The organism is Clostridium fungisolvens (assembly GCF_014193895.1).
Taxonomy (GTDB): domain Bacteria; phylum Bacillota; class Clostridia; order Clostridiales; family Clostridiaceae; genus Clostridium_AR; species Clostridium_AR fungisolvens.
The window spans coordinates 4,118,284-4,131,248 of sequence record NZ_BLZR01000001.1; the positions used below are offsets into that span (position 1 = coordinate 4,118,284).

Below are 12,965 nucleotides of genomic sequence, written 5' to 3' on the forward strand. Positions count from 1 at the left end.
ATACCTCCTAAGATTTATATATTTAGTCCTACCTTTTTAGGTAGGACTTATAATTATATTCAAGAATTATGTTTAACTAATTGAATAATTTTATGCTTCTTCTTTTCTAGCCTTAGCTTTAGCAATAAGTTCTGGAATAACTTTGTTTAAGTCTCCAACTATAGCATAGTCAGCCATCTTCATGATAGGTGCAGTAGCATCCTTATTGATTGCTATGATCATATCAGAATCTTGCATACCAGCAGTATGTTGGATAGCTCCTGATATACCACAAGCTATATATATTGTTGGTTTAACAGTCTTACCAGTTTGACCTACTTGGTAAGCAGCTTCAAGCCATCCAGCTTCAGTAGCAGCTCTTGAACCAGCAACTGTTCCACCTAAAGCATCAGCTAATTCTTTTAGAAGTGCGAAGTTTTCTTTGTTTCCAACTCCTCTACCACCTGAAACGATGATATTTGCTTCACTTATATCAACTATATCCTTAGCTTCTTTAACTACTTTAACAACTTTAGTTCTAACATCAGCATCAGTTAAGCTAATCTTAACTTCTTCAACTACTGCTTTGTTTTCAGTGTCTATCTTTGAGAATACACCTGGTCTTACAGTAGCCATTTGTGGTCTGTGATCAGTACAAGCGATTGTAGCCATTAAGTTACCACCGAATGCTGGTCTTGTAGCAAGAAGGAATTTTCCTTCTGCATCTATATCAAGTGATGTACAGTCAGCTGTTAAACCAGTTGTAAGTCTAGCTGCAACTCTAGGACCTAAATCTCTTCCTATAAATGTTGCTCCTATGAATAGTATTTCTGGCTTTCTTTCTGCAGCAAGGTCACAGATAACCTTAGTGTATCCGTCAGTTGTATAGTTTTCTAATAATTCATTTTCTACAACTAAAACTTCATCAGCTCCGTGAGCTCCTAGCTTTTCAGCTAATCCTTTAACGTTGTTTCCTATTAATAAAGCTGTTAGCTTAACTCCTAGCTTATCAGCAATTGTTCTTCCTTCTCCTAAAAGTTCTAATGAAACTTTTTGAAGTTCGCCGTTTCTTTGTTCAGCGAATACCCATACGCCTTTATAATCTGCTATATTCATAATATTTTACCTCCCAAATCTTAGATGTAGTGTTTTTCGATCAATTTTCTTAATACGTACTCTGCTGCTTCGTTTGCTGGTAATTCAACTAATTCTCCAGCTCCCTTAGTTTCTTTAGTCATTGATTTCTTAACCTTTGTTGGAGAACCTTTTAGTCCTAATAAACTCTTATCTACATCTATATCGTCTGCTGACCATATTTGAATTTCTTTACCAGCAGTTTCGAAGATTAAACCTACATTCATATATCTTGGTTCGTTTAATTCTTTAATTGCTGTTAAAAGCACTGGTGTTTGAACCTTTATTAATTCATAACCATCTTCTAATGCTCTATTAACTAAAAGACCGTCTTCTTCAACAGTAACACCTTGAACATAAGTTACTTGAGGTATATTTAAATGCTCTGCTATTTCTGGTCCAACTTGTGCAGTATCTCCATCGATAGCCTGTCTTCCAGCAAATATTATATCGTATTCTAATTTTCTTATAGCTCCTGCTATAGTGTTTGAAGTTGCAAGAGTATCAGCTCCAGCAAATGCTCTGTCAGTTATTAATATAGCTTCATCAGCACCCATACATAATGCTTCTCTTAAAGCTGTTTGTGCTTGTGGAGGTCCCATACTTACTATAGTTATATGAGCACCTTTTTCTTCTTTTATTCTTAAAGCTGCTTCTAAAGCATGCTTATCTTCTGGGTTTATTATTGAAGGAACACCTTCTCTTATAAGAGTTCCAGTCTTTGGATCTATTCTAACAGCTGTAGTATCTGGTACTTGCTTTAAACAAACTACTATTTTCATCTTTTTCTGTCCTCCCTAAAACTATTTTAAAATGTTTGCTGATATAACCATCTTTTGAACTTCTGAAGTTCCTTCGTATAGTTCAGTTATCTTAGCATCTCTCATTAATCTTTCAACTGGGTATTCCTTAGTATATCCGTATCCACCGAATATTTGAACAGCCTTAGTAGTTACTTCCATAGCTACTTCAGCAGCAAATAGTTTAGCTCTAGCAGCATCTACTGTGTAAGGAAGTTTATTTTGCTTAAGCCATGCAGCTCTATATACTAAGTATCTAGCAGCTTCAACCTTAACATCCATTTCAGCTATATACCATTGTAAACCTTGGAATGCAGCAAGTGGTCTTCCGAATTGCTTTCTTTCCATCATGTAGTTTTTAGCTTCTTCTAATGCTCCACCAGCAAGTCCTAGTGCTTGAGCAGCTATACCTATTCTTCCTCCATCAAGAGTCTTCATAGCTATACCAAATCCCTTACCTTCTTGACCAAGTAAGTTTTCCTTTGGAACGATACAGTTTTGCATTACAAGTTCAGTTGTTGATGAAGCTCTGATACCCATCTTGTTTTCAACTTTACCTATTGAGAATCCTGGGAATGATTTTTCAACTATGAAAGCTGATATTCCTTTTGTTCCCTTGCTCTTGTCAGTCATAGCAAATATTATGAAAGTTTCAGCAACTCCACCATTTGTTATGAATATCTTAGATCCGTTAAGGATGTAGTTATCTCCATCTAAAACTGCAACTGTTTGTTGTCCAGCAGCATCTGTTCCAGCACCTGGCTCAGTTAATCCGAATGCACCTAATTTTCTTCCACTAGCAAGATCTGGTAGGTACTTTTGTTTTTGAGCTTCATTACCAAATTCGTTAACTACTGATCCACAAAGTGATGTATGAGCTGATACTATAACACCGTGAGTACCACAAACTTTTGATAATTCTTCAACTGTAAGGATGTATGATAAAACATCTCCGCCAGCACCTTCATATTTCTTATCGAAAGGAATTCCTAACATACCTAGTGCAGCCATTTTCTTTGCATTTTCCATTGGGAATTCTTCAGTCTCGTCAATCTCACCTGCTATTGGCTTAACTTCATTTTGAGCAAAATCTCTAACCATTTGTCTTACTAATTCTTGTTCTCTTGTTAATTGGAAATCCATTTATTTATTCCCTCCTGCTATTTATTTAAGTATAGAGCAACTATTAATTACTCTTTTATATATGTTCATTTTTCACGGAGCAATTTTACTTGCTCCGTCTAGTATTTACTAATATTTTTAAATTTAAATATGAATTAAAGAAATTTTCAAAAAGTCATAAATTTAATTATTGGTTTTTGAAGTTCTTTTCTCTTCTTTCAACAAATGCAGTCATACCTTCAGTTTGATCTTCAGTAGCAAAACACTTACCAAAATCTTCTGCTTCTATAACTATAGCTTCATCAATGCTTACTTGCATTCCTCTGTCTATAGCATCTTTACATAACTTAACTGCGATTGGAGCATTTTTAGCTATCTTATTAGCAAGAGCTTTAGCTTCAGTCATTAAATCTTCTAGAGCTACAACTTTATTAACTAAACCTATTCTTAATGCTTCTTCTGCATTAATTATGTCTCCAGTATATATTAATTCTTTTGCTTTACCAAGTCCAACTATTCTAGGAAGTCTTTGTGTTCCACCAAATCCTGGAGTTATTCCAAGTCCACTCTCTGGTTGAGCGAATTTTGCTTTTACAGAAGCTATTCTTATATCACATGCCATGGCTAATTCACAGCCACCGCCTAATGCAAAACCTGAAATTGCTGCAATAACTGGTTTGTCCAGCACTTCTAACCTTCTGAAAACTTTATTTCCTAAAGCTCCGAATTCTCTACCTTGCTCTTCATTTAAGTCCTTCATTTCAGATATATCAGCACCAGCTACAAATGATTTTTCACCAGCTCCTGTTAATATAACAGCATAAACTTCTTTGTCTTTTTCAAGTTCTGATACAACTGTGTCTATGTCCTTTAATGTCTCTGAGTTAAGTGCGTTTAAAGCCTTTGGTCTGTTTATTGTCACAATAGCAATATTTCCTTCTTTTTCAAGGATAACATTTTTTAATTCCATTGTTTTGGCCTCCTTAAAGTAGTTATATTCTTAACAAAGCATATAAGTTTTATTTGCATAATCTTATATTACAATAAAAAGCTTACTAAATTTGTTAAATTTTTTCGACGTTTGTTAATATTATAACAAACAAAATCAAAAAATAATTGAAGCTCGTAAACTTCAATTATGATTATACTTGTTTAAGAATATATTTGCAATATATTTTGTGTCTTTTTTAACAATTTTTAAACTAGTATTTGTATTTATTATTTAATTTTGGGATTCATTTATTAAATATGCCAGTGTTAGTAAACTTTCACTTAAGTGAACATTTTCTACAATAACGTCTTTAGGAGCTACTAAATCTATAGGTGCAAAGTTCCAAATACCCTTTACTCCATTCTCCACCAGTTCATCACAAACCTTTTGAGCATTGTTGTCTGGAACACATAATATTGCTATATCAACGTGGTTTTCTTTTAGAAAATCTTTGATAACGTCTATATCTTTTATCTCTACGTCTTTTATTCTAATGCCTGTTAATCTTGGATTTGCATCAAACATCCCAAGAAGATTGAATCCTAGTTTTTCAAATTGAGTGTAGTTTGCAAGCGCTTGACCTATGTTACCAGCACCTATAATTATAGTATTATAATCTCTCTGAAGACCAAGAATAGCAATTATTTGATTATATAAATCTCTTACATTATAACCATAGCCTTGTTGACCAAAATCACCAAAGCAGTTTAAATCTTGTCTTATCTGTGATGCTGTAAATCCTATCTTCTCGCTTAATTCTTTAGATGAAATTCTATCAACATCATTTTTTAATAATTCTAATAGATATCTATGATATTTTGGTAGTCTCTTTATGACAGCCATAGATATATTTTTCTTTTTTTCCATTTATGTCACCTCTTCTTAAATTAACAAATAAGTTATTAAATTCTATAAGATCGCTAAAAAACTTAGCCGTATATTTTTTATACACCTGTTTTTCTGAACTTTGTTCATCTGTCAGGCCAATAAATCCTATTGTTTTACTTTTAATTTACCCACAAATTAAAAAATTTTAGATAGATGAAGAGTAATAAAATCCACTATACTACTCTATTCCTTATATATATTACCACATTTAACTTAAACTTATCTATATCTTAGTCATAAAATTGTTTTAATATGAAATTGTTTTTATATAAAGTTCTATTAATACTTTATGCCAGTAATTTATCTGAATATTATTATTTATTCAACAAATGATATTTATTATCCGACAATATTTCATGTTAAATATTGATTGTTTTACCATATAAATTTATAATAACAACAACTAATATAAATAACCTAATATATAAACATATTTAAAAGGAGGATAAAAAATGTTAAGCGAAAGATTAATTGAGGCTTTAAACGAACAAATAAATTATGAGTTTTATTCATCTTATACTTATCTAGCAATGGCTGCCTTTGCTCAATCAGAGGATTTAGATGGTTTTGCAAATTTCTTTAGAGTTCAGGCTCAAGAAGAACTTTTTCATGCTATGAAGTTTTATGATTATGTTTATCAAAAAAATGGTGATGTAACCCTTGAGGCCATACATAAACCACAAATAAAATTCGAAAATATGATTGATGTTTTCGAAAAAGGCTATGAGCATGAGCAAGAAGTTACAAGAAGAATATATAATCTTGCAGATATAGCAAATGAAGAAAAAGAACATTCTACTATATCCCTATTAAAATGGTTTATAGATGAACAAGTAGAAGAAGAAGATAATTTTAATAAGATAATTAAAAAACTTAGAAGAGCAGAATCAAATCCTGCCGCTCTTTATATGTTAGATGACGAATTAGCTCAAAGAGTTTATGTTGCCCCTACAACAGGTGCATCTGCTCAATAAAACTAAAAGCAGCTGATCTAACTTTAGCTTCAGCTGCTTCTATTATATATAGATTAATAACTTCAAATACGTCCATTAATTATAATGTTAAAAATATAACTGCTTAAATTCTGTTAAGAACCTATCAATCTTTTTTATACTATAAAATATTTTTAGTATATATGTAAATGTTCAAGCAATATGCTAGTCCCTATTACTACCAATATAACTCCTCCAAGCAATTCTGCTTTGGATTTTAGTAGTTCTCCAAATTTCTTTCCTATGAATACAGCTACAAAACAAACTACAAAGGTTGTTAACGCTATTGCTAATACTGCTTCAAGTATATTAACCTTTAGAAAAGCAAAGCCTATTCCAACTGCTAATGCGTCAATACTTGTTGCAATAGCAAGCAGTATGAATTCTTTGGTACTAGTTGTAGCTAATTGTTCTTTCTCTTCATCCTCATCATTTTTTATAACATCAAGAATCATTTTTCCACCAATTATTGAAAGTAAGGCAAATGCAACCCAATGATCAAACTTCTCTATATACTGAGTAAAATTTATTCCTAGTATCCATCCTACAAGAGGCATAGCCCCCTGAAATCCTCCAAAATATAGTGCTGCTTTCATGGCTATATTTTTTTTATCTTTGTTTGTTGCTTTTATTCCTAAAGTAAGAGATACAGCAAAAGCATCCATTGATAAAGCTAGTCCAGTTAGAAAAATTGATAATACGTTCATATGTCCCCCTTAAATTAATTGGTTTTTAATAGAAATTCATCATAAGTTCTTGAAACTTTAATATGTAAAAATAAAAATTCCGTAAAAATGTGGAAAACTCTATTTCTATTTTAATTCTTAGAATAATTTATTTAGATTTATTAGAGATATAAAGATAATTTTAACTTATTAAAAATAAAAAGAAAATGAGACTTATGTATAACGCAACCCTCGTTATACATAAGTCTCACAATTTAATACAAAGCCAGATGAAAAGCATCAGTATGTTGACTCTGCAACAACATTAAATGTTGTCTGCTACTCCCTTATGCCTGAAAGTATTCTCAACGAAAACAATTATATTTAATTATTGTCGTAATGTCAACACGATTTGTAGTTTTTTTTGTTTTTTTGTCAAATAAAAGCCGTGGTAATTTATAGCAACCTCTAAAACTAGTCTAAATCAGTCTTTATCCAGCTCATCATGCCTCTTAATTCTTTTCCAACCTTTTCAATTGGGTGCTCTTTTTCCATTCTTCTCTTAGCGTTAAAGTAAGGTCTATTTACTGCATTTTCAACTAACCAGTTTCTTGCGAAAGTTCCATCTTGGATATCTTTAAGTACATCTCTCATAGCTTTTCTCGTATCTTCAGTAACTATCTTAGTTCCAGTTACGTAGTCACCATACTCAGCAGTATCACTTATTGAATATCTCATAGTGCTCATTCCACCTTGATACATTAAATCAACAATTAGCTTCATTTCATGTAGACATTCAAAGTAAGCATTTTCTGGAGAATAACCAGCTTCAACTAAAGTATCGAATCCAGCCTTTATAAGCTCAGTAACACCTCCGCAAAGTACAGCCTGCTCTCCAAATAAATCTGTTTCTGTTTCATCCTTAAAAGTAGTTTCAAGAACACCAGCTCTTGCTCCCCCTATACCTATAGTGTAAGCTAAAGCATAATCCTTTGCTTTTCCTGAATAATCTTGTTGTACAGCTATAAGACATGGAACACCAGAACCTTCAGTATAAGTTCTTCTTACCATGTGTCCTGGGCCTTTAGGAGCTACCATGAATACATCAACGAATGCAGGAGGAACAATTTGTCCATAGTGAATATTGAATCCATGTGCAAACACTAATGCCTTACCTTCAGTTAAAGCTGGTTCTATTTCTTCCTTATATAGTTTTGCTTGTTTTTCATCAGGAACTAATATCATAATTATATCGCAGTTTTCTGTAGCTTCTTTTACAGTAGCAACTTTAAGCCCTGCAGCTTGAGCCTTTTCAAAGGACTTACTTCCATTATATAATCCTACAGTAACATCTACTCCACTTTCATGTAAGTTAAGAGCATGAGCATGTCCTTGACTTCCATATCCAATTACAGCAACCTTTTTGTTTTCTAATAAACTTAAATCCCCATCTTTTTCATAATACATCTTTACCATTCTATTCCCCATCCTTTTCTATTTTTTCTATCATTTTATTTACTGCATTTATTAATGCATTTATGCTAGCTTCAATAATATCGCCTGAGAGAGCCTTTCCTACAAATATATTACTTGCCTCTTCAATCTTTACAGTAACTTCTCCCAGTGCATCTTCACCATCACTAACTGATTGTATAGTGTAGTCTTTAAGCTTTATTGGTATATTAATAGCCCTTTCAACTGCTTTAAATGCTGAAGCGACAGTACCATCCCCCACTGAACTTTCTCTTAAAATTTCCCCATTAAACTCAATTTCCACAGTAGTTGTCGGTATACTTCTATTACCTCCAAGCGTCTGAAAAGAAACTAACTTATAGGTTTCTTCAGCTATATTGGCATTATTATTTATAATCGCCTCTATATCCTTCCAAGTAATATTCTTCTTTCTATCAGTAAGCTTTTTAAACTTGTCAAATGCATCATTTATAGTCTCTTCATCCATCTCAATACCATTTTCCTTTAAATAGCTTGAAAAAGCATGTCTACCTGAATGTTTGCCAAGAACTATATTATTATTTTGAACCTTCCCTATGGATTCAGGAGTGATTATCTCATAGGTTGACTTTTCTTTTAAAACTCCATCTTGATGTATTCCAGACTCATGAGCAAAAGCATTTTCTCCTACAATAGCCTTGTTAGGCTGAACCACAATTCCAGTTAAAGAAGAAACAAGTTTACTGCTTCTCCATATCCCATTTATCTTTATTCCAGTCTCCATATCTAAGTAACTTTTTCTTGTTTCAATAGCCATAACTATTTCTTCAAGTGAAGCATTCCCTGCTCTTTCTCCAAGCCCATTTATGGCACATTCCACTTGAGTTGCGCCATTCATGATACCACTTAAGGAGTTAGCTACAGCCATTCCTAGATCATCATGACAATGAACTGATACATCTATATTTTCTATTCCTTTAACATTATCAACTATATGCTTAATAAAACTACCATAGTCATTTGGTAATGCATACCCAACAGTATCGGGTATATTTATAACCTTAGCTCCTGCCTTTATGACTTCAGTAAAAAGCCTAATTAGATATTCAGGATTGCTTCTATAAGCATCCTCAGCAGAAAACTCAACATCAGAACATAAGCTTGAAGCATACTTAACCATATCCACAGCTCTTTCTAGAACTTGATCTTCAGTCATATTAAGCTTATATTTTAGGTGAATTGGCGAAGTCGCAATAAAAGTGTGTATTCTTGGACTTTCAGCATCCCTTATTGCCTCATAAGCTCTATCAATATCCCCTTTAGTTGCCCTCGCAAGAGCTGCCACTGTTGAGGTTTTTATAGTTTTAGCTATAGAAGCAACACTTTCAAAATCCCCAATGGAGGCTGTAGGAAATCCAGCTTCTATTACATCAACACCTAGAGCTTCTAGATTTTTTGCTATGATTAGTTTTTCTTTTAGATTTAAGTTTACCCCTGGCGTTTGCTCCCCATCTCTTAGAGTAGTATCAAAAATCTTGATTCTCTTCAATATTCCACCCCCTATTTTATTATCTGTTAGCTTGATTGCTATCTGTGTTCCTACGCTTCAGATATTATGTCATCTATAGGTGCTCCAGGAGCAACCATAGGAAATACCTTTTTATCTATATTTATAACGTAATCTATAACTACAGGTACTTCTGAGTTAAAGGACTTGTCTAACACTTCATTAAGCTGTGAAGGTTCGGTTACTCTGAAACCTTTTGCTCCATAAGCTTCTGCAAGCTTAACATAGTCTGTTCCTCTGTTAAGTGTGGTATAAGAGTATCTGCTTTCATAGAAGAAGTTTTGCCACTGTCTAACCATTCCAAGACAGCCATTATTTAATATGATTATTATCACTGGCACTCTATTACTAACTGCTGTTGCAAGTTCTATAGCATTCATAGAAAAACTTCCATCTCCAGCTATATTTACAACCTTTTTATGTGGCAGACCTAGCTTCGCCCCAATTGAAGCTCCAAGGCCATATCCCATAGTGCCAAGACCTCCTGAGGTTATAAGTGTTCTCGGTCTTAAAAAAGTATAATGAAGTGCAGCCCACATCTGATGCTGACCTACTTCTGTAGTCATAACAAGCTCTTCTCCAAAGCTATTATATAAACTACTAAATAGTAATTCTGGTGTTAAGTTTTCGTTATCCTCTTTATGAGCTTTTAGAGCTTTATACTCCCTCATAAGATCTAACCATTGATCATTCCTTTTCTCATCTATAAGATCAATAAGCTTTTCTAAAGTATATTTAACATCCCCAACGATATTTGCATCTGTTTTAATATTCTTATCTAACTCTGCTGGATCAATATCTATCTGAATAACTTTTGCATTCTTTATATGATCTCTGCTTCCTACAACTCTATCAGAAAATCTAGTTCCTATTGCAATTATCAAATCAGCTTTAGTTGCCAAAAGATTTGAAGCTTTAGTGCCATGCATTCCAATCATACCTGTATAAAGTTCATGATCTCCTGGAAAAGCTCCCATTGCCATCAGAGAAGTTGTTACCGGCGCATTTATCTTAAGTGCTAGTTCTTTTAATATCTCTGTAGCTCCTGAGCTTATAACCCCACCACCAGCAAATATTAAAGGTTTTTTTGCTTTATTTATAAACTCTGCAAAGTTTGCTAAGGCTTTATCAGTTACAAATTTGTACTCTTTCTTAACTTCAATAGGAGCTTTACTTTCATATTCACAAAGCTTTGCTGTTATATCCTTTGGAATATCTATAAGAACCGGTCCTGGTCTACCTTCTTTAGCTATATAAAACGCTTTTCTTATAGTTTCTTGCAACTCCTCTACATCTCTTACTATGAAGTTATGTTTAGTTACTGGCATTGTTATACCTACTATATCTACTTCCTGAAAGCTGTCTCTTCCAAGCAATGGAGTTGTAACATTTCCTGTTATAGCAACCATTGGCACAGAGTCCATATAAGCAGTTGCTATACCAGTAACTAAATTTGTAGCACCTGGTCCAGAGGTTGCAAGACATACACCTACCTTGCCAGTAGCTCTTGAGTATCCATCTGCAGCATGAGCAGCACCTTGTTCATGGCATGAAAGCACATGTTTTATCCTATTTTCATTCTTGTAGATAGCATCATATATATTAAGTACAGCTCCACCAGGATAGCCGAAGATTATATCTACCCCTTCATCTATTAAAGTATTGATTAATATTTCTGAGCCGTTTATTCTCATAGGATCCTCCTATCTTAGTACTGCCCCAGCACTAGCAGAGCTTACAAGTCTAGCATAACGACTGAGATAGCCTTCTTTTATTTTTGGTTCTGGTAAAACCCATTTTTCTCTTCTTGCCTCTATTTCTTCAGCGCTTACCTGAAGTTCTAGCTTTCCATTTGGTATATCTACTAAAATCTTATCTCCCTCTTCTACTAAAGCGATAAGTCCGCCTTCGTAAGCTTCTGGAGATACATGTCCTATGGCAGCTCCACGAGTTGCGCCAGAAAATCTTCCATCAGTGATTAACGCAACGCTCTTATCAAGTCCCATTCCAGCAAGTGCTGAAGTTGGAGACAACATCTCTCTCATTCCAGGGCCGCCTTTTGGACCTTCATATCTTATTACAACTACATCACCCTTATTTATCTTTCCACCAAGTATGGCATCTATTGTATCCTCTTCTGAATCAAATACTCTTGCTGGTCCCTCATGTACCATCATTTCTTCAACTACTGCAGATCTCTTAACTACAGCTCCATCTAGTGCTATGTTTCCTCTTAGTACAGCTATTCCACCAGTTTTGCTATATGGATTTTCTGCTGACTTTACAACAGAGTGATCTGCTTCTGAAGCTGTTTCAACTATCTGTCCTTGTGTAAGTCCACTAGCAGTTATACAGCTTAAATCTAATAAATCAAGTTTTGCAAGCTCTTTCATTACAGATTTTATTCCACCTGCCCAGTATAAATCTTCTATGTGATGTCCACCTGCAGGAGCTAGCTTACAAAGATTAGGTGTTACACTACTTATTTCATTTACCTTATCTAAATCAAATTCTACTTTAGCTTCATTAGCTATGGCAGCTAAGTGAAGTACACTATTAGTTGAACATCCTAAAGCCATATCTACAGTTAAAGCATTTCTTATACTTCTTTCATTTACTATATCTCTAGGTTTTATATCCGCTTTAACTAAATCTAATATTTTCATACCCGCATGCTTTGCTAGTCTTAATCTCTCTGAATAAACAGCTGGTATAGTTCCATTGCCAGGGAGAGCTAAACCAAGTACTTCACTTAAGCAGTTCATTGAGTTTGCTGTATACATTCCTGAGCATGAGCCACAAGTTGGACACGCTTTCTCTTCTAACTCCTTAAGATCACAAGTGCTCATCTTTCCACTGCTATGTGCACCTACTGCTTCAAATACAGTAGAAAGACTTACATCCTTGCCTTTAAACTTTCCTGCCAGCATCGGCCCTCCACTAACAACAACTGAAGGTACATTTAGTCTTAATGCACCCATAATTACACCGGGAACAATCTTGTCACAGTTCGGTATAAGTACTAGTCCATCAAAACCATGTGCATTTGTCATACATTCTACGGAGTCAGCTATGATTTCTCTTGAAGCTAAGGAATATTTCATTCCTATATGACCCATAGCAATACCATCACATACTCCTATAACAGGAAATTCTATTGGAGTTCCCCCTGCCAGCAGTACTCCCTTTTTCACAGCCTCAACCACTTTATCTAGGTGAGTGTGTCCTGGAATTATTTCATTATGTGAAGTTACAATTCCTATTAACGGTCTATCTAGCTCCTCATCAGTAAAGCCTGCTGCTTTAAACAGAGATCTATGAGGAGTTCTTTCTACTCCTTTTTTAACTAAATCACTTCTCATTTCGCTTCCTCCA

General features: G+C 34.1%; 11 protein-coding genes. 1 reads left to right on the forward strand and 10 read right to left on the reverse strand.

Features of this window, described 5'->3' with window-relative positions:
• Positions 1 to 90 precede the first annotated feature (90 nt).
• The 5 genes from bsdtw1_RS18220 to bsdtw1_RS18240 form a co-directional block, all read right to left on the reverse strand.
• Complete coding sequence (locus bsdtw1_RS18220) at positions 91 to 1,095, reverse strand: electron transfer flavoprotein subunit alpha/FixB family protein (protein WP_183278949.1); 1,005 nt, start codon at positions 1,093 to 1,095, stop codon at positions 91 to 93.
• 20 nt (positions 1,096 to 1,115) lie between these two features.
• Positions 1,116 to 1,895 carry an electron transfer flavoprotein subunit beta/FixA family protein gene (locus bsdtw1_RS18225; protein ID WP_183278950.1) on the reverse strand — a complete coding sequence of 260 codons (780 nt, stop codon included), beginning with the start codon at positions 1,893 to 1,895 and terminating at the stop codon, positions 1,116 to 1,118.
• 21 nt (positions 1,896 to 1,916) lie between these two features.
• Positions 1,917 to 3,056 (reverse strand): acyl-CoA dehydrogenase, encoded by a 1,140-nt coding sequence (locus bsdtw1_RS18230; protein WP_183278951.1) that lies wholly within the window; start codon positions 3,054 to 3,056, stop codon positions 1,917 to 1,919.
• 166 nt (positions 3,057 to 3,222) lie between these two features.
• A complete protein-coding gene (locus bsdtw1_RS18235; RefSeq protein WP_183278952.1) occupies positions 3,223 to 4,005 on the reverse strand; it encodes a short-chain-enoyl-CoA hydratase in 783 nt (260 codons plus the stop codon).
• A 252-nt stretch (positions 4,006 to 4,257) separates the two neighbouring features.
• Entirely contained in the window at positions 4,258 to 4,893 is a 636-nt protein-coding gene (locus bsdtw1_RS18240) for a redox-sensing transcriptional repressor Rex (RefSeq protein WP_183278953.1), read from the reverse strand.
• A 473-nt stretch (positions 4,894 to 5,366) separates the two neighbouring features.
• On the opposite strand from bsdtw1_RS18240, the gene bsdtw1_RS18245 reads away from it, so the two are divergent.
• Positions 5,367 to 5,888 (forward strand): ferritin, encoded by a 522-nt coding sequence (locus bsdtw1_RS18245; RefSeq protein ID WP_183278954.1) that lies wholly within the window; start codon positions 5,367 to 5,369, stop codon positions 5,886 to 5,888.
• A gap of 152 nt (positions 5,889 to 6,040) precedes the next feature.
• Here the strand turns inward: bsdtw1_RS18245 and bsdtw1_RS18250 are convergent, their stop codons facing one another.
• From bsdtw1_RS18250 to ilvD, 5 genes are all read right to left on the reverse strand, one after another.
• A complete protein-coding gene (locus bsdtw1_RS18250; protein WP_183278955.1) occupies positions 6,041 to 6,613 on the reverse strand; it encodes a manganese efflux pump MntP in 573 nt (190 codons plus the stop codon).
• Between the two features lie 432 nt (positions 6,614 to 7,045).
• Positions 7,046 to 8,047 (reverse strand): ketol-acid reductoisomerase, encoded by a 1,002-nt coding sequence (gene ilvC / locus bsdtw1_RS18255; protein ID WP_183278956.1) that lies wholly within the window; start codon positions 8,045 to 8,047, stop codon positions 7,046 to 7,048.
• A gap of 1 nt (position 8,048) precedes the next feature.
• The gene (locus tag bsdtw1_RS18260) at positions 8,049 to 9,575 is read right to left on the reverse strand and encodes a 2-isopropylmalate synthase (protein ID WP_183279846.1); all 1,527 of its coding nucleotides are present in this window, start codon (positions 9,573 to 9,575) and stop codon (positions 8,049 to 8,051) included.
• 47 nt (positions 9,576 to 9,622) lie between these two features.
• Positions 9,623 to 11,284 (reverse strand): biosynthetic-type acetolactate synthase large subunit, encoded by a 1,662-nt coding sequence (gene ilvB / locus bsdtw1_RS18265; RefSeq protein ID WP_183278957.1) that lies wholly within the window; start codon positions 11,282 to 11,284, stop codon positions 9,623 to 9,625.
• Between the two features lie 9 nt (positions 11,285 to 11,293).
• Positions 11,294 to 12,952: a dihydroxy-acid dehydratase gene (ilvD, locus tag bsdtw1_RS18270; protein ID WP_183278958.1), complete on the reverse strand. Its 1,659-nt coding sequence runs from the start codon at positions 12,950 to 12,952 to the stop codon at positions 11,294 to 11,296.
• Positions 12,953 to 12,965: the final 13 nt, after the last annotated feature.

Excerpts from the sequence above, each read along its gene's own strand:
- bsdtw1_RS18220 (WP_183278949.1), bottom strand. The coding sequence starts at position 1,095 with ATGAATATAGCAGATTATAAAGGCGTATGGGTATTCGCTGAACAAAGA.
- bsdtw1_RS18225 (WP_183278950.1), bottom strand. The coding sequence starts at position 1,895 with ATGAAAATAGTAGTTTGTTTAAAGCAAGTACCAGATACTACAGCTGTT.
- bsdtw1_RS18230 (WP_183278951.1), bottom strand. The coding sequence starts at position 3,056 with ATGGATTTCCAATTAACAAGAGAACAAGAATTAGTAAGACAAATGGTT.
- bsdtw1_RS18235 (WP_183278952.1), bottom strand. The coding sequence starts at position 4,005 with ATGGAATTAAAAAATGTTATCCTTGAAAAAGAAGGAAATATTGCTATT.
- bsdtw1_RS18240 (WP_183278953.1), bottom strand. The coding sequence starts at position 4,893 with ATGGAAAAAAAGAAAAATATATCTATGGCTGTCATAAAGAGACTACCA.
- bsdtw1_RS18245 (WP_183278954.1), top strand. The coding sequence starts at position 5,367 with ATGTTAAGCGAAAGATTAATTGAGGCTTTAAACGAACAAATAAATTAT.
- bsdtw1_RS18250 (WP_183278955.1), bottom strand. The coding sequence starts at position 6,613 with ATGAACGTATTATCAATTTTTCTAACTGGACTAGCTTTATCAATGGAT.
- ilvC (WP_183278956.1), bottom strand. The coding sequence starts at position 8,047 with ATGGTAAAGATGTATTATGAAAAAGATGGGGATTTAAGTTTATTAGAA.
- ilvB (WP_183278957.1), bottom strand. The coding sequence starts at position 11,284 with ATGAGAATAAACGGCTCAGAAATATTAATCAATACTTTAATAGATGAA.
- ilvD (WP_183278958.1), bottom strand. The coding sequence starts at position 12,952 with ATGAGAAGTGATTTAGTTAAAAAAGGAGTAGAAAGAACTCCTCATAGA.